A 22,443-nucleotide genomic window follows, 5' to 3' on the forward strand; every position below is an offset into this window, starting at 1 on the left:
TGGCGCAAAATACTATGTACTGACAAACAAATGGCGAGGAAGTTCGCCCTCATTGACGCGTCTGTGACGCCCGCAAAAGTACAAGGCTATGGCTCAGGAAATCGAATTAAAATTTATCGTCGAAAAAGACAGCGTTGACGCACTCCGCCAGCATCTGCATACGCTCTCCGGCGAACACCATGCACCGGTACAACTGCTTAATATCTATTACGAAACGCCGGACAACTGGCTGCGCCGTCACGATATGGGGCTGCGCATCCGTGGCGCGAGCGGGCGCTACGAGATGACAATGAAAATTGCCGGCCGCGTGGTCGGCGGGTTACATCAGCGTCCGGAATACAATATCGACATCAGTCAGCCAGAACTTGAGCTCGAACGCTTCCCGACGGACGTCTGGCCTGAAGGCGAGCTGCCTGCCACGCTGGCAGAACAGGTGCAGCCGCTGTTCAGCACCGATTTCTGGCGCGAGAAATGGCTGGTGACGGAAGGTAAAAGCCGCATCGAAATCGCTCTCGATCTCGGTGAGGTGAAGGCGGGGGAGTTCCAGGAACCCATTTGTGAACTGGAGCTTGAACTGCTGGAAGGGGACGCAAATGACGTGCTGAAGCTGGCGCGCAGGCTGGTGAGCCAGTCCGGACTGCGTCAGGGAAGCCTGAGTAAAGCCGCGCGGGGTTACCATCTGGCGGCCGGAAATGCGCCGCGCGTCCTGAAAGAGACGACCATTTTGCGCGTTGCGCCGAAAGCCAGCGTTGAGCAGGGGCTGGAAGCCGCGCTGGAGCTGGCGCTTTCGCAGTGGCAGTACCACGAAGAGCTGTGGGTGCGAAATGTGAAAAACGCCAAATCCCACGTGCTCGCGGCGATTGCCCTGGTGCGCCATACCCTGGCGCTGTTCGGCGGTATCGTTCCTCGCAAAGCGAGCGCTCACTTACGTGATCTGCTGACGCAAACCGAAACGCTGATGCTCTCGGACGTCTCGGCGCAAACGGCAATTTACAGCCCGCAAGCCGCTTCGGCAAAACTGGCGCTGACCGAGTTTCTGGTCACGCGCGGCTGGCGCGCGTTCCTGGATGCGAAAGCCGAGGCCAAAATCGCGGAAAACTTTAAGCGTTTCGCGGACATTCATCTTTCCCGTCATGCCGCTGAACTGAAGAGCACCTTTGCGTATCCGCTCGGCGATAAGTATGGCGATCAGCTTCCCCGTCTTTCGCGCAACATCGACAGCATGCTGCTCCTTTCCGGTGCCTACGACGGGCCACAGGCGCAGGCGTGGCTGGAAAACTGGCAGGGGCTGAAGCATGCCATCGAAACCCGTCAGCATATTGAAATTGAGCATTTCCGTAATGAGGCCATTTCGCAGGAGCCGTACTGGCTGCACAGCGGAAAACGTTAACTCTGGCAAGGAACCCCTAGAATGCCGCTTTCTTCACCGTTACAGCAGCAGTGGCAGACCGTTTGCGAACGTCTGCCTGAGTCATTACTGGCGTCATCGTTAAGCGAGCAGGCGAAAAGCGTGCTCGTCTTCAGTGATTTTGTGCAGGAAAGCATCGCCGTCTACCCGGACTGGCTGGCGGAGCTTGAGAACGCACCGCCGCAGGCGGACGAGTGGCGGCATTATGCCGGCTGGCTGCAGGCCGCGCTTGAAGACGTCGCGGATGAGGCGACGCTGATGCGCGTCCTGCGTCAGTTCCGCCGTCGTGTGATGGTGCGCATTGCCTGGGCGCAGGCGCTGGAGCTGGTGAGTGAAGAGAGTACGCTGCAGCAGTTAAGCGAGCTGGCGCAGACGTTGATTGTCGCCGCGCGCGACTGGCTCTACGCCGCCTGCTGTAAAGAGTGGGGCACGCCGTGCAGCGAGGAAGGGGTTCCTCAGCCGCTGTTGATTCTGGGGATGGGCAAGCTGGGCGGTTGCGAGCTGAACTTTTCCTCCGATATCGACCTGATTTTCGCCTGGCCTGAGAACGGCTCCACGCGCGGCGGCCGTCGCGAGCTGGACAACGCCCAGTTCTTTACCCGTCTCGGTCAGCGCCTGATTAAGGCGCTGGATCAGCCGACGCAGGATGGTTTTGTCTACCGCGTGGACATGCGCCTGCGTCCGTTCGGCGATAGCGGGCCGCTGGTGTTGAGCTTTGCCGCGCTGGAGGACTACTACCAGGAACAGGGGCGCGACTGGGAGCGTTATGCGATGGTCAAAGCGCGGATCATGGGCGACAGCGATGACGCCTACGCCAACGAGCTGCGTGCCATGCTGCGCCCGTTCGTGTTCCGTCGCTATATCGACTTCAGCGTCATCCAGTCCCTGCGCAATATGAAAGGGATGATTGCCCGTGAGGTTCGCCGTCGTGGGCTGAAGGACAACATCAAGCTTGGCGCGGGTGGTATTCGCGAAATCGAATTTATCGTCCAGGTCTTCCAGCTGATTCGCGGCGGGCGCGAGCCGTCGCTACAATCCCGCTCGCTGCTCCCGACGCTGAGCGCCATCGAGCAGCTTCACCTGCTGCCGGACGGCGACGCGCAAACCCTGCGCGAGGCCTATCTGTTCCTGCGTCGTCTGGAAAACCTGCTGCAAAGCATCAACGACGAACAGACCCAGACCCTGCCGGGGGATGACCTTAACCGGGCGCGTCTGGCCTGGGGCATGCGCGTGGATGACTGGTCAACGCTGACCGAACGGCTCGATGCCCACATGGCAGGCGTGCGCCGCATCTTTAACGAACTGATTGGTGATGATGAAAGTGAATCGCAGGACGATGCGCTTTCCGAGCACTGGCGCGAGCTGTGGCAGGACGCGCTCCAGGAAGATGACACCACGCCGGTGCTGACGCATTTAACCGACGACGCGCGCCATCGCGTGGTGGCGCTGATTGCCGATTTCCGTCTTGAGCTGAACAAGCGCGCCATCGGCCCGCGCGGTCGACAGGTGCTGGATCACCTGATGCCGCACCTGCTGAGCGAGGTCTGCTCGCGGGCGGATGCGCCGGTGCCGCTGTCGCGCATGATGCCGCTGCTGAGCGGGATCATCACGCGCACCACGTATCTGGAGCTTTTGAGCGAGTTTCCGGGGGCACTCAAGCACCTGATTACGCTCTGCGCCGCCTCCCCGATGGTGGCCAACAAGCTGGCGCGCTATCCGCTGCTGCTGGATGAACTGCTCGACCCGAATACCCTGTATCAACCCACGGCGACGGATGCCTACCGTGACGAGCTGCGTCAGTATCTGCTGCGCGTGCCGGAAGAGGACGAAGAGCAGCAGCTGGAGGCGCTGCGTCAGTTTAAGCAGGCGCAGATGCTGCGCGTGGCGGCGGCGGACATCGCCGGAACGCTGCCGGTGATGAAAGTGAGCGATCACTTAACCTGGCTCGCAGAGGCGATCATCGACGCGGTCGTGCAGCAGGCGTGGGTGCAGATGGTGGCCCGCTATGGCCAGCCGAAGCACCTTGCTGACCGCGAGGGACGAGGGTTTGCCGTGGTCGGTTACGGCAAGCTCGGCGGCTGGGAGCTGGGATACAGCTCCGATCTGGATTTAATCTTCCTGCACGACTGCCCGGTTGACGTGATGACCGACAGCGAGCGTGAGATTGACGGGCGTCAGTTCTATCTGCGCCTGGCCCAGCGCATTATGCACCTGTTCAGCACCCGCACCTCGTCGGGCATTTTGTATGAAGTCGATGCGCGCCTGCGTCCGTCCGGCGCGGCGGGCATGCTGGTCACCTCAACGGAATCCTTCGCCGATTACCAGAAGAATGAAGCCTGGACATGGGAGCATCAGGCGCTGGTGCGCGCCCGCGTGGTGTATGGCGATCCGCAACTCAAAACGCAGTTCGATGCCATTCGTAAGGACGTCATGACCACCCCGCGCGAGGGCAGTACGCTGCAGACCGAAGTGCGCGAGATGCGCGAGAAAATGCGCGCACACCTGGGTAATAAACACCGCGATCGCTTTGATATCAAAGCCGACGAGGGCGGGATTACCGATATTGAGTTCATTACCCAGTATCTGGTGCTGCTCCACGCGCACGACAAGCCGAAGCTGACCCGCTGGTCCGATAACGTGCGCATTCTGGAACTGCTGGCGCAAAACGACATCATGGACGAGCAGGAGGCGCAGGCCTTAACCCGCGCCTACACGACGCTGCGTGACGAGCTTCATCATCTGGCGCTGCAGGAGCAGCCGGGCCACGTGGCGCTGGACTGTTTTGTCGCAGAACGCGCTCAGGTAACGGCCAGCTGGCAGAAGTGGCTGGTGGAACCGTGCGTAACAAATCAAGTGTGATATTATCGCGCGCAAATTGTGAATCTTTCTGGAGTCAGGAATGAAAGTAACACTGCCAGAGTTTGAACGTGCTGGAGTAATGGTTGTTGGGGATGTGATGCTGGATCGCTACTGGTATGGACCGACCAGCCGCATCTCTCCGGAAGCACCGGTACCGGTGGTTAAGGTAGACACCATTGAAGAGCGTCCCGGCGGCGCGGCAAACGTGGCGATGAACATAGCCTCTCTGGGCGCGCACTCGCGTCTGGTTGGCCTGACCGGTATCGACGATGCGGCGCGCGCGCTGAGCAAGTCGCTGGCGGACGTGAACGTGAAGTGCGACTTCGTTTCGGTTCCAACCCACCCGACCATCACCAAGCTGCGCGTGCTGTCACGCAACCAGCAGCTGATCCGCCTCGACTTTGAAGAAGGGTTCGAAGGCGTTGATCCCGAGCCGCTGCACGAGCGCATTAACCAGGCGTTGGGCAATATCGGCGCGCTGGTGCTGTCCGACTACGCGAAAGGCGCGCTGGCCAGCGTGCAGACGATGATCCAGCTGGCGCGTAAGGCCAGCGTACCGGTGCTGATCGACCCGAAAGGCACCGACTTTGAGCGCTATCGCGGCGCAACCTTGCTGACGCCAAACCTCTCCGAGTTTGAAGCGGTGGCGGGCAAATGCAAAACCGAGGAAGAGCTGGTTGAGCGCGGCATGAAGATCATTGCTGACTTCGAGCTCTCTGCGCTGCTGGTGACCCGCTCCGAGCAGGGGATGACGCTGCTGCAGCCGGGCAAGGCGCCGCTGCATATGCCAACCCAGGCGCAGGAAGTGTATGACGTGACCGGTGCTGGTGATACGGTGATCGGCGTGCTGGCGGCGACGCTGGCCGCGGGTAACTCCCTGGAAGAGGCGTGCTACTTCGCTAACGCCGCGGCGGGTGTGGTCGTCGGTAAACTCGGTACCTCAACCGTGTCCCCAATCGAGCTGGAAAACGCGGTGCGCGGCCGTGCTGACACCGGTTTCGGTGTGATGACCGAAGACGAGCTTAAAGTGGCTGTCGCCGCCGCGCGCAAGCGCGGTGAGAAAGTGGTAATGACCAACGGTGTGTTCGACATTCTGCACGCGGGCCATGTCTCCTATCTGGCGAATGCGCGCAAGCTGGGCGATCGTCTGATTGTGGCAGTGAACAGCGATGCGTCGACCAAACGTCTGAAAGGTGAAACGCGTCCGGTGAACCCGCTGGAGCAGCGTATGATCGTGCTCGGCGCGCTGGAAGCCGTGGACTGGGTGGTGTCGTTTGAAGAAGACACGCCGCAGCGCCTGATTGCCGGTATTCTGCCGGACCTGCTGGTGAAAGGCGGGGATTACAAGCCGGAGCAAATCGCAGGCAGCGAAGAAGTCTGGGCCAACGGTGGCGAGGTGATGGTGCTCAACTTTGAGGACGGGTGTTCCACCACCAACATCATCAAGAAGATCCAGAAAGACAGTCAGTAAAAAAACGGGCCTGTTGGCCCGTTTTTTTATGTCGGGTGGCGGCTGCGCCTTACCCGACCTACGCGTTCATGTAGGCCCGGTAAGGCGTAGCCGCCACCGGGCACAACAGGCCGCACTTACTCCTGGTTATCCACCGGCGGAATGGCCGGCGCTGGCTTCACTTCTTCCGGCGCATTGCGGTTTTCCAGCTCGGTCAGACGTTGTTCCAGCAGTGCCAGCTTCTCGCGGGTGCGCAGCAGAACCTGCGTCTGCACATCAAACTCTTCGCGGCTGACTAGATCAAGGCGAACCAACTGCGCCTGCAGCGTCTGGCGGATTTTCTTCTCAACGTCATCACCAAATTCACGAATGCCTTTCGGCATGGATTCATGAACCTGACGCGCAATTTGCTCAATTTTCTTCGGGTCAATCATTGTCGTTTCCCTTGATGGAAAGGTGTCAGTGTCCATTGTAGCGCGTCATGCCCGGGGTAAACAAAATTGTTTGATGCTTATGCATTGCCCAGGATAATCAATAGCGTTATAGTTATCTCGCTTATTCTCAGGGCGGGGCGAAATTCCCCACCGGCGGTAAATCAGCTTAACGCTGAAAGCCCGCGAGCGCTTTGGGTGAATTCTCAAAGGTCAGCAGATCCGGTGTAATTCCGGGGCCGACGGTTAGAGTCCGGATGGGAGAGAGTAACGATCCAGTCGGGCATGGGCCCGCTCACGTTATCTTTTTGCCGCTTATACGGCGCTCCTAAGACTGCCCTGATTCTGGTAACCATAATGTTAATGAGGTTTTTTTACCATGAATCAGACGCTACTTTCCTCTTTTGGCACTTCAACTCAACGTGTTGAACATGCACTGGATGCACTGCGCGAAGGCCGCGGTGTGATGGTGCTTGACGATGAAAACCGTGAAAACGAAGGCGACATGATTTTCGCCGCCGAAAACATGACCGTTGAACAGATGGCGCTGACCATCCGTCACGGCAGCGGCATCGTATGCCTGTGTATTACCGAAGATCGTCGTAAGCAGCTTGAGCTGCCAATGATGGTCGAAAACAACACCAGCGCCTTTGGTACCGGTTTTACCGTGACCATTGAAGCGGCGCATGGCGTGACCACCGGTGTGTCTGCGGCTGACCGTCTGACCACCGTACGTGCCGCCATTGCTGATGATGCGAAGCCCTCCGATCTGCATCGTCCAGGCCACGTCTTCCCACTGCGCGCGCAGGCTGGCGGCGTCCTGACCCGCGGCGGCCACACCGAAGCGACCATCGATCTGGTGACGCTGGCGGGCTTCAAACCTGCGGGCGTGCTGTGTGAACTGACCAACGATGACGGCACCATGGCGCGCGCGCCGGAGTGCATCACCTTTGCGCGTCTGCACAACATGCCGGTGGTCACGATTGAAGATCTGGTCGAGTACCGCCAGGCGCACGAGCGCAAAGCCAGCTGAAACTGCTGATGTAAAAAAGCCGGGGAAACCCGGCTTTTTTACGTTTAGTGGTAGTTAATTTTGAACAGCACCACGGTTTCAAATGGTCCGGACTGGATCGCCTTTCCCGGCACCGGCGTCAGCTCAGCGGTATAGGTCTGTTCGTACTGCAACGTACTGCCGGTAAAATCGGCATACTCTTCGTATCGGTTAAAGGTGTAGGGCTGCGTTCCGTTAAGGATGCGTAATTTCAGGCCGTTACCGATGAGCAGGGCGGTATCTTCTTCGCTCAGCGTCTCGTTCGTATAGAACGACGAATCCATTTTAAACCCATCGGAACACTCGGCGTCCTGTATCTTGGTCGTTCTGACCGAGAACGTGCGCGTTCGCTTTCCCTGATTCATTATGTCGCGAGCGCTGAACGTACCAAAATCAATCTCCTGATTTTCCGGATAGATGCTGAAGGTCGCCCCGCAGTCCAGCACGGTGATATTGTTCAGGCCATTAATATGATACTTCAGGTTTTTCGCGTCGGACATCTGGTTGACGCCGCCCTTGCCGTCGAACTGCACCACGATATAGTCCCCGAGCGTGCTGACGTAGCCGTGCGGCGGCATGACCTTGATTCTGACGTACAGACGAAAGCGCACGATGAACGTGCGTGAGGTGTGAATGTCGTTCGCATTGCCGGAACAGATGCGGTTCTCCCAGCCCATTTGCTGGATTTGGGCGGGGGTATAGATAGTGATCTGTTTGTTATCAAGGCACTGGGAGGTATCGACCCCGTTGGGTTGCCCCGTCGCATCGTAGTCAATCCCTTCATAGGTTACGCCGAGTTCGTAGTAGGGATCGGACGCCGACGGGTAGGGGTTAACCCAGGCGTAGATGTCCTCTTTTTCAAAATTACTGGTGGTGTTGTGGTCGCAGGTCACAGGGACTTTGATATCGTCAGATTCCCATATCTTTTCCCCCACCTGCGCGTTGCTGGGAATGGCAAAAGGCGAGATCGTTTTTGTCTCCTCGACGGGCCCGCCGGAAACGCCGAGATAGCAGTCAAGCGCCAGCGCCTCTCTGACGGGCAGAAGGGCGAACAGCAGCAAAAACAGACAATTAACGAGCTTGCGCATTGTTTTGACCCTTCCGCTCGCTGAGCTGGCATGGCGCCTTACCTGCACAGGTAACGTCCACTTTTTTCAGCGCGCCGTAATCATCAATGTAACCCACGCTGTAGTAGCTCCCGTGGTAGTCGCCGGTAGAGGTGGACGCTGTGGCAAATGGAGCAATCATCAGGCTGTCGAAGCCCGGCAGCTGGGTTTTCGCATTTTTACTCAGCCACGCAAGGGTGATGTAATAGGGCGTGGGGTTATGCACGCTGAGCCCCGTTGCGGTGGCGGTAATTTCCATGCGCATTTCGCTTTGATCACCCGGCTTTTTGGTGATGGCTTTTGGCCGCCAGAACAGCTTAATGCGGCTCTGCATGGCCACCTGCATAACGCTGCGCGCCTCGCTGGCGCCGCTTTTGGGCGGAACTTCGCGCAGGTTGAAGTAAAACAGCGACTCTCTGTCCTTCGGCAACTGCCCAACCGCCGCCTGCTTCACAATTCTGACCTGCGATGACGCGCCCGCTTCAATACGCTGAATGGGCGGCAGCGCCATGAAGTGGCTGTCCTCTTTGCGCCCGTTTTCGTCTTCAATCCAGGAAAGCGCCAGGTAGGGTAAGGTTTTGCTCTGGTTATCGACTTTCAGGCTGCTTGCCTTGTCCACTTCGGGAAAAACGATCCGCGTGCGGTCCAGGTTAATGGCGGCATGCGCGTTCAGTGCGGTGCCGAGCAACATCAGGCTCAGGGCCTTGAGTGGGGTGAGTTTCATCATGGTTTCTTACTGGCAAGGCAGCATGAGCTGCATACTGTTTTCAAGGTGAGAAGGTAACGAGAAGCGACACTGTTGGTTGTCTCCCCACGTGACCAGGAACTGTTGCTCAGGCTGGACGGCGCCCAGCCAGACGCGGCCCTCCTCGGCGACCATGCCGACCTGCAGGCCGTTATCCTGCAGGCGGACCAGGGCGCCGAGCGGCGGTGTCCCGGAAGGCGTTCGCAAAATGCCGGCAATATCGTTACCGGCTCGGGTCGCGATTTGACGATAGCCGATGGCACCTTCTGTCCAGGTGGAAGTGACCACCCGCGTATCGACGTCAACGCCGTCAGGCAAATTGTTCATGTTGACCCGCACGCTGGCCGGGGTATAGCTGGAAAACGACGGCAGAACGCCGATACCCGACGCGTTGGTTTCGTCATGCGATACGTTCAGCGGGATATGGCCCACGCCGTCAGTGCTGACCATGATGCGTGGCTCATTGCCGTAGCTGCGACGGTGCAGGGCAAACCCTTTCGCCGTCCCGGTAAACGATCCGTTCCAGCTGGCGCTCATTGAGTTGTACTCATTCGCCTTATAGCTGCCCGAGACGTTGAGATCCCCCAGCGAAGAATAGTGCTGATAGTTTCCGCTGAACTGTGCGCCCGCATCGGCTTTTTCGCTCTCGGTGCCAGCAGAAACGCCCCAGGTATTGTTCCGGTCAGAGGTATCGTACCAGGAGACGCTCTGGCTCAGGCTGTCGCCGTTGCGCAGGTCGTAGTTCAGGCGATGGTCAGGATCGAGCGGCACGCTCAGCGAGAGATAAAACTGGTTATCGTCCTCTTCATCATCTTCGTAATGGGTTCTGCTCAGCGACAGGGTCAGGCCAAGGTTTTTCCAGCGGCCAAGGTCGAAGTTATATCCTGCGGTGACGCTGCCGGTCGTGGAAGGCGAGTCGTCCCACCAGGTTTGGCGCAGCATGCTCAGATAAAGGTTTAGCGAGAGGGCCGATATGTACTGACTGGCGGTGACGCTGAGGGTCTGTTTTTCCGTCTGGCTGTCGCTGTTGTCGTTATCCAGATAGCGCGCATAGCTCAGGAACTGACGGTCCGAGTAGCGGTAGCTCGCCAGCGTAAGCTGGCTACCGGTGGTGTCGAACCGTTTACTGTAGTTAAAACGGTAGCTGTAGCCCGCCTGCGGATCCGCGCCCGGCAGCTGGCTGGTGGCCCGGGTGATATCAAACGAGAGCGCGCCCAGATACGCCATGTTTTGTCCCAGCCCGGCGGCCAGGGCGCGGTAGTGGTCACCATCGGCCAGCGTTCCGCCATAGAGCGAAGTTTGCGACAGCATACCCCAGGAAAACTCGCCGCTCATGAAGGTGCTGTCCTCAACGTCATGCGATGCGTCCTTTCGCGGCTTGCCTGCCGCCAGCTTGTAGCGAACCTGGCCCTGACGCGTCAGGAAGGGAACGGATTCGGCGGAGACCTGGAACGTACTCACCCGGCCATCTTCTTCCGTCACCTTCACGTCGAGCGTGCCCTGCACCGACTGGTTGAGATCCTGAATGATGAACGGGCCCGGCGGGACTTTTGTTTGATAGATGACCCTGTCGGCGAGGCTTACGGTGACCGTCGCGTTGGTTTGGGCAATACCGGAGATTTGTGGCGCATAGCCGCGCAGTGACCACGGCAGCATGCGCTCATCGCTGATAAGCGACGCGCCGGTGTAGGTGAAGGCGTCGAAAATCGACGACTGGAAATCCGTCTCGCCGAGCGTCAGCTTTGCGCCCATGGTGGGGAGGGGGCGGAACATATAAACGCGCGAGAAGCGCCCGTTATGCTCTGAACCGCCGTCCGCGTGCGTCTGGTTGTATTGATAATCGCTGCGCAGCCGCCAGGCGCCGACGTTCGCGCCCGCCGTGCCGTAAGTGTTGGCATTATCTGAACTGCTGCCACTGTTGGGCTGGTAGTGGCTGGCAAAAAGATTATAGTCCAGCAGGATGCCCGCCACGCCGTTATCCCAGGTTGACGGGGGCATCCAGTCGGCAGAACGGTACTGCAGCCACGCCTGGGGAATGGACACGTTTAGCGTCTGGCTTGCTTGTTCAAAGGTAAAATGAATGTCCGGCAGCGGGGCGAAGTCTATACAGCCCTCTTTTTCAGTGAGCGATTCCCGTATTTTATCCTGCAGGCCGAACGTGTCGGCCAGTTCGGCGGGAATACAGACCTGAACTGCATCATTCACTTTTTTCCACGTTAACTGCCAGCCGTTTGTTAAGGGGGTGTCATTAATTGAAACCGTAACAAAATAACGACCGGGGACGACGGAAGCGCGATCTTTAAATTGAGTTAAATCGACGCTGTTGCGCTGATCTTTATCGATGGCATTAATATTAAATTCGGTACCAGAGGCGACTTTCGTCATTAACAGGGCGGTAATGATGATTATGCATGTTGATTTATGTTTCATCATCCTGTTGCTCAAGGTAAATATAAAATGCCGACTGGCATAACGAGCCAGTCGGTAGATAACGAGGTAAATTCGAATTATTTATACGCCAGCACATAGTTTGCGGTGGCTTCAACCTGACCCGGCGTTGCCGTTTTGCCGCTCAGCACTTCCATCTGCGCCTTAAAGTGCAGCGTCTGGGTGGCGGAGCCTGCCAGCAGGGTAACTTCACTGGCGCTACCCAGGGTAATGTTCGCTTCCGCATTATCCAGCAGGCGGACGCCCACGTTCTGCGCGCCGCTGGCATACGTGTTGGTCATCAGGCTGGTATCCGTTGTATCTGTGGCGGAGCTGGTGAACGTGACGTCAACCTTGGTGATTGGGGTATCGGTTTCATCGCCTGGATCGTCCAGCTGGCAGTTTTCCAGGTTGATATCTACCGCAACGGGAGACGATTTTTTATTGGCATTAATAACGGCAGTCGTAATTTCACCCAGATCGACTTCTTTATCAACGCTATCAGGAGCAATGCTGCACGGCGCATCAATCACCACCCCTTTGAATTTGATCTTGCCTGAGCCTTGTTCTGCAGCCAATGCCGATCCAGAAATAAGCGTGGCCATTGCCACGGCTAAAAGCGCTTTTTTTCCTGTAAACATGAAAATATCCTTTTTCAGTTGAATTCATATCCTGAATATTAATCAGAATATTGCCAGGAAAGTATACCGATCTCCGGATGGGCAATGCGATTAACCACGCTTAAAAATCATTGTAGATATAATTAAAATATAAATATGGGTTATTGTAACTGGATGAATTTCAAGAAGTGTAAATTATAATGCCGGATGCATTGTTTAGTGTTATTACGCACAGTAATGTTCAATAAAAAACTTGATTTTTTTATAAGGAAGGAGGCGGGGCGTATATTCCGTAAAAAGTTATTCCTTTAACAAATAATAGGCGCCTCCGTTTCAGGAGGCGCCCGTCACGTCAGCCAATGCCTGCGGCCTGAAGTAAGACCAGACTTAGCCCCATCACCGACATCCCGCACAGGACGCCATAGCTTGGGTTGTTGTTTGGATCGATCTCTTTCGCCAGCGGCATCAGCTCGTCTACCGACAGCGCAACCATAATCCCCGCAACCGCGGCCATAATGGCAGCCATGACGACCGGCGAAACCAGGCTACCGAGGATGAGCCAGGCCAGCACGCCGCCAAGAATTTCCGCCATGCCGGATATCCCGGCCCAGAAGATTGCCGTGCGCTTTGAGCCCGTAGCGGCATAGACCGGACCGGCCACCGCGAGTCCTTCAGGAATATTGTGCAACGCCACCGCCAGGGCGATGCCGAGGCCCATTTCCAGGTTGCTGCTGGCGGTGACATACGTCGCCACGCCTTCCGGGAAGTTGTGCAGGCTTATGCCGAGCGTCAGCAAAATGGCGGTGCGCTTAATGTTGCGCGGCGCGGGCGCTACGTTTTTTTGCATTAAGTCCTGAGGGTGCGCGTGGGGCAACATGCGGTCGAGCGCGAAGTATCCCAGCAGGCCAACGACAAACATGCCGTAGCCCAGCAGCGGAGACATGCCTTCCGTGCCCAGCGCCGCAGGGAGCATCTCCATCAGGGAGATGAGCAGCATGATCCCGGCAGCAAAGCCCAGTGAGAAGGCCAGCACGCGGTTTGATGGCTTTTGACCAAGCACGCCGAGGATCGCGCCGATGAACGTCGCGGCGCCCGCCAGTATGGTCAGGATCAGAGGGACTGACATGCATTGCTCCTTATGATAATGATTCTCATTAATATAAATGATTCATTTCTGGCAAAGCGAGGGGCCAACCCCGGCTTTACACATTCCTTACATTCAAATTTCCTGATGATGATCTTCACGCTTATCTGCGTTCATCTTTGCCGGATTGCGCGTAATGTAGCACCATTAAATTGACACCTTCTGTAAGGATATCATCATGACTTCTTCCCGTATGCCAGCCCTGTTTTTAGGCCACGGCAGCCCAATGAACGTTCTGGAAGACAACGTCTATACCCGCGCATGGCGTAGCCTGGGCGAGACGCTGCCGCGTCCAAAAGCGATTGTGGTGGTATCCGCGCACTGGTTCACCCGCGGCACGGGCGTGACCGCCATGGAGGCGCCAAAGACCATTCATGATTTTGGCGGCTTCCCGCAGGCGCTGTATGACACGCACTATCCGGCCCCCGGCTCGCCTGAGCTGGCACAAAGGCTGGTGGAACTGCTGGCGCCTGTTCCGGTTGCGCTGGATAAAGAAGCCTGGGGTTTTGACCACGGCTCGTGGGGCGTGCTGATTAAAATGTATCCTGATGCGGATATCCCGATGGTGCAGCTGAGCATCGACAGCACCAAACCGGCCGCCTGGCATCTGGAGATGGGCCGTAAGCTGGCAACGCTTCGTGATGAAGGCATCATGCTGGTGGCAAGCGGCAACGTGGTGCACAACCTGCGCACGGCACGCTGGCACGGTGAGAATACGCCTTACCCGTGGGCGACCGCTTTTAACGACTACGTTAAAGCGAACCTGACCTGGCAGGGTCCGGCTGAGGCACATCCGCTGGTGAACTATCTGGATCATGAGGGCGGTTCGCTCTCTAACCCGACGCCGGAGCATTTCCTGCCGCTGCTGTACGTGCTTGGCGCGTGGGATGGCCAGGAGCCGGTTACGATCCCGGTCGACGGAATTGAGATGGGAAGCCTGAGTATGCTGTCGGTGCAGGTGGGGTGAAAATATGCCGGGTGGCGGCTTCGCCTTACCCGGCCTACAGGTCGAGCGTAGGCCCGGTAAGCGCAGCGCCACCGGGCAAGTCTTACTCCACAAAAATATGCGGATAGAACCGTGACAGATCCTGCGTGATCAGCGCGCGATCTTCGCGAATGCCAATTCCGGCAGGCAGATCGTTGATCAGCCAGCTGCCAATCAGCGTATAGCTGTCGCCAAACTTCGGCAGTGGATAGAACGCCTGGACGATCATCCCTTCTTCGCCGTACGGCCCTTCAACCGCTTCCAGCGTTTTACCGTTTTCGATAATCGACACGTTCGCGCCTTCGCGGGAGAAGATCGGCTTAACGACGTATTTCTCCATCTGCGGGTAATTATCTTCCGCAAAGTACGCTGGCAGCAGGTTCGGGTGATTCGGGAACATTTCCCACAGCATCGGCAGCAGGGCCTTGTTGGAGATAATGCTCTTCCAGGCCGGTTCCAGCCAGCGTACGCCCGCGTCTTCCAGCTTGGTGGAAAACATCTCGCGCAGCATGTACTCCCACGGGTAGAGCTTGAACAGGTTGCTGATCACCTGATCCTGCATGTCCGTGAACTGACCTTTTTCACCCAGGCCGATATCCTCGATATAGAGGAACTCGGTCGCCACCTCCGCTTCGGCGGCGCAATCCTGCAGATACTGAACCGTGCCACGGTCTTCTTCCGTGTCGCGGCAGCAGGCGAGATGCAGCAGGTTAAAGCCAAACTGCTCGCGCAGCTCGGCGAAGCGCTCGATCAGCTTCTCCTGCAGGCTGTTGAACTGGTCGCTGCCTTCCGGCAGGTTGCCAGCATTGGCCTGGTCTTCCAGCCAGATCCACTGGAAGAACGCCGCCTCGTACAGGGACGTTGGGGTATCGGCGTTGTTTTCCAGCAGCTTAGGCTCGCCTTTGCCGTCCCACGCCAGATCCAGGCGAGAGTAAAGCGAAGGTTGATTCGTTTTCCACGACTGGCGGACAAAGCTCCAGGTGTGCTTTGGAATGCGGAACTTGGCCATCAGCTCGTCGCTGTCGATGACCTTTTCCACGACCTTGAGGCACATCTGGTGCAGCTCGGCCGTTACCTCTTCCAGCTTCTCAACCTGGGCCAGCGTGAGCTTGTAGTAAGCGTCTTCACACCAGTACGGCTCGCCGTACATGGTGTGGAAGTTAAAGCCGTACTCGGTGGCTTTTTCACGCCAGTCCGGACGCTCGGTAATACTGACTCGTTCCATGATCAGCCGCCCATTGAGCGAGTAGAAGAGGTGCCTGTCGCGCTGCGCTGCATGCTGGTCTGTTTCGCCACAGACTCGCCGAACCCGCCGCGGGTGATGGTGCTGGTGGTCGCAGGCTTCGGCGCCATTGCCGTTTTCGGTACCGTCACGGTGCGGCCAGGGGTGGCTGCGCCGTAGCCTTTGCCGCTGGCATCGGTATATTGACCGTAAGCCGGGCTGGCCGGGTTTTTCGAGCTAAACAGCGGCTGCTGCTGGTAGCCTGCACCGCCGCCCATCAGACGGCCCATCATGTAACCGGCCATCAGCGGCATCCAGAAGCTGCCGCTGGACTGCGCCTGCGCCTGATTTTCTGGCGCAGTGCCGGCCTGAGCCGGTGCCTGCTGGCATTGACCTTCGCCAAACTCCGCTACGCAGTCTTCGCGTGAGGCATATTTCGGCGCGGTGCGTTCCGCTTCTTTCAGCGCGCTGGTGTAGGCCGTTTTACATTCGGCCGCTTTACCGGTGGCGGCAGAGCAGTCGTCCGCGTTTTGATACAGCGAAACCGTTTCATCGTTTTTCTCACAGCCTGCCAGCATAAAGACAGCGGTAACCGCTAGCGCGACAGGGGTGAGGTGACGTGCGTTCCAGCTCTTGCGGAACGACGCGTGATTGATCGTTTTTGTCCGTTTCATATTTGTCTTCCAGGACCCAGTGGTAATAACGCTCAGGATAGAGGATGAGTGGTTGAAAATGAAGCGAAGAGGGGCGGAATCAGGGGGATCTTTACGTTGGCTTACGTTCGGATGTGATTTTGCGCCGGGTGGCGCTGCGCTTACCCGGCCTACGATTCAGTAGGCCCGATAAGCGAAGCGCCATCGGGCAATGCTTAGTTACGGAACGGATTATTGCTCTTGCTGGCAGGCGCGGTAGTGCGCGCGGCAGCAGGCTGTGCAGCAGGGGTCGTGCCGTTAGCGTTGAAGTTATCAACCGCGGCAACCTGCTCCGGGTTCTCCGGCGCAACGCTGTCAGGAGAGGTAGAGACCGGCTTGCCCAGTGCGCTGTTCAGCATCTGCAGGTCTTGCTCGTTCAGCGTACCCAGAGCCTGCTTAATGTTCAGCTGGTTAATCAGGTACTGATAACGCGCGCTGGAGAGCTGCTGTTTCGCGTTGTACAGCGTGGTGGTCGCGTCGAGCACGTCAACGATAGTACGTGTACCGACCGAGTAACCCGCTTCCATCGCGTCCAGGGAGCTCTGTGCCGACACAACGGCCTGTTTGTAGGCGTTGATGCTGCTGATTGAGGCGTTCACGTTGTTGAAGGATGAACGTACGGTCTGCACCACGTTACGGTGGGCGCTTTCCAGCTGCTCGCTCGCGCCAACAAAGTTGTACTGCGCCTGTTTCACCTGGGAGTTGACCTGACCGCCCTGATACAGCGGCAGGGAGAAGCTCAGGCCCACCTTGTTCTGGCCCATATTGCTGTCGTCATACTGGGCAGAGTTGGTCTTAGAACCGCTGTAAGTGGTGTCAGAGATGCCGGTAGAGGCGCTCAGGCTCAGGGTTGGCAGATGGCCGTCCTGCGCCTGACGAATTTGCTCGCGGGCCAGGTCCTGGCTCAGACGCGCCTGCAGCAACGTCAGGTTGCGGTTTTCCGCCTCTTTCAGCAGGGCGTTAACGGCCTGCGGCTTATCCGTTTTGAAGCTGTCGACGTTCAGGGAGGCCAGCTCAGGATAGTAATTCCCGGTAACCTGACGCAGGGATTCCAGCGCGTTGTCGAGGTTGTTACGCGCGGTCACTTCGTTGGCCAGCACGGTGTCGTACTGTGAACGGGCGTTCTGCACGTCGGTGATCGCCACCAGACCCACGTTGAAGCGCTGGGTGGTTTGATCTAACTGACGGTAAATGGCCTGTTTCTGCGCTTCGGTGTAGGAGAGCGCGTCAATGGCGCTCAGCACGTTGAAGTACGCCGTGGCCGTGTTCAGGATCAGCGTCTGCTGGTCGGTCTGATAGGTCACATCCTGGATGCCTGCGCTTTTTTCCTGCAGGGTCAGGGCACGCCATTTGGACATATCAAACAGCGTCTGTGTTAATTGCAGTGAGGCGCTGGTAGCATTGGAGTTTACGCCGTTAGCGTCGCGGAAACCGTTGCTGTAGGTATAATCTGCACCTAACCCTAACTGTGGCAGCAAGGGGCTACGCGCTTCGTTAATCTTTTCAAACGCAGCATCACGATCGGCCGCTGATTTACGTAAATCAGGGTTGCCCAGACGTGCCTGCTGGTAGACCTGTAACAGGTTTTCCGCCTGGCTCATTGCACTGAAGCCCGTCAGGCTCAGGCCGATAAGGATGGGGAGCAATTTCTTCATTTGCATTCCTTGTTGTGAAGCAGTATTAGCGCTGATCTAATTAAAAAATAATTGCCGATTCTAACAGAATCATCCACACCAAAAGGTTGGCGTTACGTGCCATCTGGCGGTAATTTGCACCAATCTACCATATAGCCTTACAAACGGCAGCCAAACAGCCTTGAAATTCACAATTTCATCACCATTGCTACCAGGACTCGACTCATGCAAAAACCAGATAAGTTGCCCGTGACTTTCGCCAAAAACGATGTAGAAATTATTGCACGAGAAACGCTTTATAGCGGTTTTTTTTCAATGGATCTTTACCGTTTCAGGCATCGCCTGTTTAACGGGGAAATGAGCGGCGAAATCAGACGCGAAATTTTTGAGCGCGGGCATGCGGCAGTCTTGCTACCCTTTGACCCAGTGCGTGACGAAGTTGTGCTGGTGGAGCAGATCCGCATCGCCGCTTATGACGTCAGTGAGAGCCCGTGGCTGCTGGAGATGGTGGCCGGGATGATCGAAGAAGGCGAGTCGGTTGAGGACGTCGCCCGACGCGAGGCGCTGGAAGAGGCGGGGCTGGTGGTCGGCCGCACAAAACCGGTGCTGAGCTATCTGGCAAGCCCGGGAGGCACCAGCGAACGCTTATCCATAATGGTGGGCGAAGTGGACGCCACGACCGCAGAAGGCATTCACGGTCTGGCTGATGAAAACGAAGATATTCGGGTTCATGTGGTAAGCCGGGAACAGGCTTACCAGTGGGTAGAAGAGGGGAAAATCGACAACGCAGCGTCTGTCATCGCCCTGCAATGGCTGCAGCTGCATTATCAGACATTACGAAACGAGTGGAAAAAATGAAGCGCTATACGCCTGACTTCCCAGAAATGATGCGCCTGTGCGAAACCAATTTCGCACAATTGCGCCGCCTGCTGCCGAGAAACGACGCACCCGGCGAAACGGTAAGCTATCAGGTGAGCAACGCGCAGTATCGATTAACGATAACAGAATCAACGCGCTACACTACGCTGGTGGAAATTGAGCAAACGGCTCCCAGCATTAGCTACTGGAGCCTGCCGTCGATGACGGTACGCCTCTATCACGACGCGATGGTCGCTGAAGTGTGTTCAAGCCAGCAGATCTTTCGCTTCAAGGCGCGGTATGATTACCCGAATAAAAAGTTGCATCAACGCGACGAAAAGCATCAAATTAACCAGTTTTTAGCCGACTGGCTAAGATATTGTTTAGCACATGGAGCAATGGCGATTCCGGTTTGTTAGCGTCATAAACCTACCTAAGGACACCATTTGGAAAGCCTGTTGAACCTGACTGTTGCTGGTGGGGCGCCAGTCAGGATATTACAAATCACCGATACCCACCTTTTTGCCGAAAAGCATGAAACGCTGCTGGGGGTGAACACCTGGGAGAGTTATCAGGCGGTACTGAGCGCCATTCACGCTGAAAACCGTGCATGCGATCTGATTGTCGCAACGGGCGATCTGGCGCAGGATCAATCTTCCGCGGCCTACCAGCATTTTGCTGAAGGCATCGCGAGCTTTAGCGTGCCCTGCGTCTGGCTGCCAGGCAACCACGATTTCCAGCCCGCCATGTACAGTTCTCTTCAGGATGCGGGGATTTCTCCGGCGAAATGTGTTTTTGCGGGTGACCAGTGGCAGATCCTGCTGCTGGATAGCCAGGTGTTTGGCGTCCCGCACGGTGAGTTAAGCGAGTTTCAGCTCGACTGGCTGGAGACCAAACTGGCTGCTGAACCTGAACGTCACACGCTGCTGTTGCTTCATCATCATCCTCTGCCGGCGGGCTGCAGCTGGCTCGATCAGCACAGTCTGCGCAACTCCGCAGCGCTGGATCGCGTGCTGGCGAAGTTCCCGCGGGTGAAAAATCTGCTGTGTGGGCATATTCACCAGGAGCAGGATCTCGACTGGAACGGGCGCCGAATGCTGGCGACGCCGTCTACCTGCGTTCAGTTTAAGCCGCACTGCGCCAACTTTACGCTGGATACCATCGCGCCAGGCTGGCGCTGGCTGGAACTGCATGCCGACGGCACGCTGACCACGGAAGTCTGCCGTTTGACCGGCGCACAATTCCGCCCGGACACCGCTTCAGAAGGCTATTGATGTCTACGCTCCTTTATCTGCACGGATTCAACAGCTCGCCGCGCTCCGCAAAAGCGACACAGTTTCGCCAGTGGCTGAGCGAGCATCACCCCGACGTTGAGATGATTATCCCTCAGCTGCCGCCTTACCCGGCAGAAGCCGCGGAGATGCTGGAATCCATTGTGCTTGCGCACGGCGGCGAAACCTTCGGTGTGGTCGGTTCATCGCTGGGCGGGTATTACGCCACCTGGCTCTCGCAATGCTTTATGCTGCCCGCCGTGGTGGTTAATCCGGCGGTACGGCCATTTGAGCTGCTGCGGGACTTTCTTGGCGAAAACGAGAACCCCTACACCGGCCAGCAATATGTGCTAGAGTCACGCCATATTTACGATCTCAAAGTTATGCAGGTCGACCCGCTCGAGGCGCCGGATCTCATCTGGCTGCTGCAGCAGACGGGAGATGAAGTGCTGGATTACCGCCAGGCAGTGGCGTATTACGCCTCCTGCCGCCAGACTATAGAAGAGGGCGGAAACCATGCTTTCACGGGCTTTGAGAATCATTTCACCCAGATTGTCGATTTTCTTGGACTGCACAGCCACTGACAATCAATGCGAATTGCTAGTTTAAATCATGACGCAAACCTATAACGCTGATGCCATTGAGGTCCTCACCGGGCTTGAGCCGGTTCGCCGCCGCCCGGGGATGTACACCGATACGACGCGCCCAAACCATCTGGGCCAGGAAGTTATTGATAACAGTGTGGACGAAGCGCTGGCGGGCCATGCCAAACGCGTTGACGTCATCCTGCACGCCGATCAGTCGCTGGAAGTCATTGACGACGGGCGCGGCATGCCGGTGGATATCCACCCGGAAGAGGGCGTCCCTGCCGTTGAGCTGATCCTCTGTCGTCTGCATGCGGGCGGTAAGTTCTCCAACAAAAACTACCAGTTCTCCGGCGGCCTGCACGGCGTGGGGATTTCCGTCGTCAACGCCCTGTCCAAACGCGTGGAAGTGAACGTCCGTCGCGATGGTCAGGTGTACAACATCGCGTTTGAAAACGGCGAGAAGGTGCAGGATCTGCAGGTTGTCGGGACGTGTGGCAAACGCAACACCGGCACCAGCGTTCACTTCTGGCCTGACGAGAGTTTCTTCGACAGCCCGCGCTTTTCCGTTTCCCGCCTGACGCACCTGCTGAAAGCCAAAGCGGTGCTGTGCCCGGGCGTGGAAATTACCTTTAAGGATAACGTTAACAACACCGAGCAGACCTGGCGCTACGAAGATGGCCTTAATGACTATCTGTGCGAAGCGGTAAACGGCCTGCCGACGCTGCCGGAAAAACCGTTCGTCGGCAATTTCACCGGCGACACCGAAGCGGTGGACTGGGCGCTGCTGTGGCTGCCGGAAGGCGGCGAGCTGCTGACCGAAAGCTACGTTAACCTGATCCCCACCATGCTCGGCGGTACCCACGTCAACGGCCTGCGTCAGGGGCTGCTGGATGCGATGCGCGAATTCTGCGAATACCGCAATATCCTGCCGCGCGGCGTGAAGCTGTCGGCGGAAGATATCTGGGACCGCTGCGCTTATGTGCTCTCCGTGAAGATGCAGGATCCGCAGTTTGCCGGTCAGACCAAAGAACGCCTGTCGTCACGCCAGTGCGCGGCGTTCGTTTCCGGTGTGGTGAAAGATGCGTTTACCCTGTGGCTGAACCAGAACGTTCAGGCGGCAGAAATGCTGGCTGAAATGGCGATTTCCAGCGCCCAGCGTCGTCTGCGTGCCGCGAAGAAAGTGGTGCGTAAAAAGCTGACCAGCGGCCCTGCGCTGCCGGGCAAGCTGGCAGACTGTACCGCGCAGGATCTCAACCGTACCGAACTGTTCCTCGTGGAAGGGGACTCGGCGGGCGGGTCGGCCAAGCAGGCGCGCGATCGTGAATATCAGGCGATCATGCCGCTCAAGGGTAAGATCCTGAACACCTGGGAGGTCTCGTCTGATGAAGTGCTGGCCTCGCAGGAAGTCCACGATATCTCGGTCGCGATCGGCATCGATCCGGACAGCGACGATCTGAGCCAGCTGCGCTACGGCAAGATCTGTATCCTCGCGGATGCGGACTCCGATGGTCTGCACATCGCCACGCTGCTGTGCGCGCTGTTTGTGAAGCACTTCCGCACGCTGGTGAAAAACGGTCACGTCTATGTGGCGCTGCCGCCGCTGTACCGTATCGATCTCGGCAAAGAGGTTTACTACGCACTGACGGAAGAAGAGAAAGCGGGCGTGCTGGAACAGCTGAAGCGTAAGAAGGGTAAGCCTAACGTGCAGCGCTTTAAAGGGCTGGGCGAGATGAACCCGATGCAGCTGCGCGAAACGACGCTGGATCCGAACACGCGCCGTCTGGTGCAGCTGACGATCAGCGACGAAGACGAACAGCAGACCAACGCTATGATGGATATGCTCCTTGCCAAGAAACGTTCGGAAGACCGTCGTAACTGGCTGCAGGAGAAAGGCGATATGGCGGATATTGAGGCCTGATGCTGAAAAAGCCCTGCGATGCAGGGCTTTTTTTT

The 22,443-nt window shown here is 57.4% G+C and carries 19 protein-coding genes and 1 riboswitch; of the genes, 10 read left to right on the forward strand and 9 right to left on the reverse strand.

Translation table 11 applies throughout. From position 1 onward, the window contains the following. Positions 1-88: 88 nt before the first annotated feature. The 3 genes from F3J31_RS12785 to hldE are packed head-to-tail and all read left to right on the forward strand — an operon-like array spanning position 89 to position 5,738. The gene (locus F3J31_RS12785) at positions 89-1,390 is read left to right on the forward strand and encodes an inorganic triphosphatase (RefSeq protein WP_069719951.1); all 1,302 of its coding nucleotides are present in this window, start codon (positions 89-91) and stop codon (positions 1,388-1,390) included. A 21-nt stretch (positions 1,391-1,411) separates the two neighbouring features. Beyond that, on the forward strand, positions 1,412-4,267 hold the full coding sequence (glnE, locus tag F3J31_RS12790; protein ID WP_167213501.1) for a bifunctional [glutamate--ammonia ligase]-adenylyl-L-tyrosine phosphorylase/[glutamate--ammonia-ligase] adenylyltransferase: 2,856 nt from the start codon (positions 1,412-1,414) through the stop codon (positions 4,265-4,267). 40 nt (positions 4,268-4,307) lie between these two features. Beyond that, positions 4,308-5,738, forward strand: a complete 1,431-nt coding sequence (gene hldE / locus F3J31_RS12795; RefSeq protein ID WP_003862540.1) for a bifunctional D-glycero-beta-D-manno-heptose-7-phosphate kinase/D-glycero-beta-D-manno-heptose 1-phosphate adenylyltransferase HldE — start codon at positions 4,308-4,310, stop codon at positions 5,736-5,738. A 116-nt stretch (positions 5,739-5,854) separates the two neighbouring features. Here the strand turns inward: hldE and ubiK are convergent, their stop codons facing one another. Beyond that, positions 5,855-6,151, reverse strand: coding sequence for a ubiquinone biosynthesis accessory factor UbiK (gene ubiK, locus F3J31_RS12800; RefSeq protein ID WP_008502963.1), 297 nt, complete (start codon positions 6,149-6,151; stop codon positions 5,855-5,857). Between the two features lie 119 nt (positions 6,152-6,270). Further along, positions 6,271-6,421: riboswitch (FMN riboswitch) on the forward strand. A 106-nt stretch (positions 6,422-6,527) separates the two neighbouring features. Here ubiK and ribB point away from each other — a divergent pair. Beyond that, positions 6,528-7,181, forward strand: a complete 654-nt coding sequence (ribB, locus tag F3J31_RS12805) for a 3,4-dihydroxy-2-butanone-4-phosphate synthase (RefSeq protein WP_028017147.1) — start codon at positions 6,528-6,530, stop codon at positions 7,179-7,181. A gap of 44 nt (positions 7,182-7,225) precedes the next feature. Here the strand turns inward: ribB and F3J31_RS12810 are convergent, their stop codons facing one another. The 5 genes from F3J31_RS12810 to zupT all read right to left on the reverse strand — a co-directional run bounded on the left by F3J31_RS12810 (position 7,226) and on the right by zupT (position 13,223). Then, complete coding sequence (locus tag F3J31_RS12810) at positions 7,226-8,287, reverse strand: type 1 fimbrial protein (protein ID WP_048224920.1); 1,062 nt, start codon at positions 8,285-8,287, stop codon at positions 7,226-7,228. Next, positions 8,271-9,029 (reverse strand): molecular chaperone, encoded by a 759-nt coding sequence (locus tag F3J31_RS12815; RefSeq protein ID WP_128301354.1) that lies wholly within the window; start codon positions 9,027-9,029, stop codon positions 8,271-8,273. Before F3J31_RS12815 ends, F3J31_RS12810 begins: the two co-directional genes overlap by 17 nt. Positions 9,030-9,038: 9 nt before the next feature. Next, a complete protein-coding gene (locus F3J31_RS12820; RefSeq protein ID WP_167213505.1) occupies positions 9,039-11,483 on the reverse strand; it encodes a fimbria/pilus outer membrane usher protein in 2,445 nt (814 codons plus the stop codon). 74 nt (positions 11,484-11,557) lie between these two features. After that, a complete protein-coding gene (locus F3J31_RS12825; protein WP_045909983.1) occupies positions 11,558-12,118 on the reverse strand; it encodes a fimbrial protein in 561 nt (186 codons plus the stop codon). 331 nt (positions 12,119-12,449) lie between these two features. After that, the gene (gene zupT / locus F3J31_RS12830; RefSeq protein ID WP_045909982.1) at positions 12,450-13,223 is read right to left on the reverse strand and encodes a zinc transporter ZupT; all 774 of its coding nucleotides are present in this window, start codon (positions 13,221-13,223) and stop codon (positions 12,450-12,452) included. 196 nt (positions 13,224-13,419) lie between these two features. On the opposite strand from zupT, the gene ygiD reads away from it, so the two are divergent. Further along, entirely contained in the window at positions 13,420-14,208 is a 789-nt protein-coding gene (gene ygiD / locus F3J31_RS12835) for a 4,5-DOPA dioxygenase extradiol (RefSeq protein WP_032653440.1), read from the forward strand. An 82-nt stretch (positions 14,209-14,290) separates the two neighbouring features. Here the strand turns inward: ygiD and F3J31_RS12840 are convergent, their stop codons facing one another. The 3 genes from F3J31_RS12840 to tolC form a co-directional block, all read right to left on the reverse strand. Continuing rightward, the gene (locus tag F3J31_RS12840) at positions 14,291-15,451 is read right to left on the reverse strand and encodes a glutathionylspermidine synthase family protein (RefSeq protein WP_048224912.1); all 1,161 of its coding nucleotides are present in this window, start codon (positions 15,449-15,451) and stop codon (positions 14,291-14,293) included. 2 nt (positions 15,452-15,453) lie between these two features. Beyond that, the gene (locus F3J31_RS12845) at positions 15,454-16,122 is read right to left on the reverse strand and encodes a DUF1190 family protein (protein WP_048028997.1); all 669 of its coding nucleotides are present in this window, start codon (positions 16,120-16,122) and stop codon (positions 15,454-15,456) included. A gap of 194 nt (positions 16,123-16,316) precedes the next feature. Further along, positions 16,317-17,795, reverse strand: coding sequence for an outer membrane channel protein TolC (tolC, locus tag F3J31_RS12850; RefSeq protein ID WP_045909979.1), 1,479 nt, complete (start codon positions 17,793-17,795; stop codon positions 16,317-16,319). Positions 17,796-17,999: 204 nt separating this feature from the next. On the opposite strand from tolC, the gene nudF reads away from it, so the two are divergent. Genes nudF through parE form a run of 5 tightly spaced genes read left to right on the forward strand, consistent with a single transcriptional unit; the run spans position 18,000 to position 22,408 of the window. Next, entirely contained in the window at positions 18,000-18,632 is a 633-nt protein-coding gene (nudF, locus tag F3J31_RS12855) for an ADP-ribose diphosphatase (RefSeq protein ID WP_024906492.1), read from the forward strand. Then, a complete protein-coding gene (locus F3J31_RS12860; protein ID WP_003862516.1) occupies positions 18,629-19,051 on the forward strand; it encodes a DUF1249 family protein in 423 nt (140 codons plus the stop codon). Before nudF ends, F3J31_RS12860 begins: the two co-directional genes overlap by 4 nt. Before the next feature lie 27 nt (positions 19,052-19,078). Next, entirely contained in the window at positions 19,079-19,906 is an 828-nt protein-coding gene (gene cpdA, locus F3J31_RS12865; protein WP_045909978.1) for a 3',5'-cyclic-AMP phosphodiesterase, read from the forward strand. Next, a complete protein-coding gene (gene yqiA / locus F3J31_RS12870; RefSeq protein WP_008502976.1) occupies positions 19,906-20,487 on the forward strand; it encodes an esterase YqiA in 582 nt (193 codons plus the stop codon). The genes cpdA and yqiA overlap by 1 nt, the downstream gene beginning before the upstream one ends. A 28-nt stretch (positions 20,488-20,515) precedes the next feature. After that, a complete protein-coding gene (gene parE, locus F3J31_RS12875) occupies positions 20,516-22,408 on the forward strand; it encodes a DNA topoisomerase IV subunit B (protein ID WP_014833290.1) in 1,893 nt (630 codons plus the stop codon). Positions 22,409-22,443: the final 35 nt, after the last annotated feature.

Origin of the sequence: Enterobacter sp. Acro-832 (assembly GCF_011752745.1) — a bacterium.
Classification (GTDB): domain Bacteria; phylum Pseudomonadota; class Gammaproteobacteria; order Enterobacterales; family Enterobacteriaceae; genus Enterobacter; species Enterobacter quasiroggenkampii.

What these genes read in the sequence shown, in the direction of transcription:
- F3J31_RS12785 (WP_069719951.1), top strand. Translation starts at nt 89, where the DNA reads ATGGCTCAGGAAATCGAATTAAAATTTATCGTCGAAAAAGACAGCGTT.
- glnE (WP_167213501.1), top strand. Translation starts at nt 1,412, where the DNA reads ATGCCGCTTTCTTCACCGTTACAGCAGCAGTGGCAGACCGTTTGCGAA.
- zupT (WP_045909982.1), bottom strand. Translation starts at nt 13,223, where the DNA reads ATGTCAGTCCCTCTGATCCTGACCATACTGGCGGGCGCCGCGACGTTC.
- ygiD (WP_032653440.1), top strand. Translation starts at nt 13,420, where the DNA reads ATGACTTCTTCCCGTATGCCAGCCCTGTTTTTAGGCCACGGCAGCCCA.
- tolC (WP_045909979.1), bottom strand. Translation starts at nt 17,795, where the DNA reads ATGAAGAAATTGCTCCCCATCCTTATCGGCCTGAGCCTGACGGGCTTC.
- F3J31_RS12820 (WP_167213505.1), bottom strand. Translation starts at nt 11,483, where the DNA reads ATGATGAAACATAAATCAACATGCATAATCATCATTACCGCCCTGTTA.
- ubiK (WP_008502963.1), bottom strand. Translation starts at nt 6,151, where the DNA reads ATGATTGACCCGAAGAAAATTGAGCAAATTGCGCGTCAGGTTCATGAA.
- F3J31_RS12815 (WP_128301354.1), bottom strand. Translation starts at nt 9,029, where the DNA reads ATGAAACTCACCCCACTCAAGGCCCTGAGCCTGATGTTGCTCGGCACC.
- F3J31_RS12825 (WP_045909983.1), bottom strand. Translation starts at nt 12,118, where the DNA reads ATGTTTACAGGAAAAAAAGCGCTTTTAGCCGTGGCAATGGCCACGCTT.
- F3J31_RS12840 (WP_048224912.1), bottom strand. Translation starts at nt 15,451, where the DNA reads ATGGAACGAGTCAGTATTACCGAGCGTCCGGACTGGCGTGAAAAAGCC.
- F3J31_RS12860 (WP_003862516.1), top strand. Translation starts at nt 18,629, where the DNA reads ATGAAGCGCTATACGCCTGACTTCCCAGAAATGATGCGCCTGTGCGAA.
- F3J31_RS12845 (WP_048028997.1), bottom strand. Translation starts at nt 16,122, where the DNA reads ATGAAACGGACAAAAACGATCAATCACGCGTCGTTCCGCAAGAGCTGG.
- ribB (WP_028017147.1), top strand. Translation starts at nt 6,528, where the DNA reads ATGAATCAGACGCTACTTTCCTCTTTTGGCACTTCAACTCAACGTGTT.
- nudF (WP_024906492.1), top strand. Translation starts at nt 18,000, where the DNA reads ATGCAAAAACCAGATAAGTTGCCCGTGACTTTCGCCAAAAACGATGTA.
- F3J31_RS12810 (WP_048224920.1), bottom strand. Translation starts at nt 8,287, where the DNA reads ATGCGCAAGCTCGTTAATTGTCTGTTTTTGCTGCTGTTCGCCCTTCTG.
- yqiA (WP_008502976.1), top strand. Translation starts at nt 19,906, where the DNA reads ATGTCTACGCTCCTTTATCTGCACGGATTCAACAGCTCGCCGCGCTCC.
- parE (WP_014833290.1), top strand. Translation starts at nt 20,516, where the DNA reads ATGACGCAAACCTATAACGCTGATGCCATTGAGGTCCTCACCGGGCTT.
- hldE (WP_003862540.1), top strand. Translation starts at nt 4,308, where the DNA reads ATGAAAGTAACACTGCCAGAGTTTGAACGTGCTGGAGTAATGGTTGTT.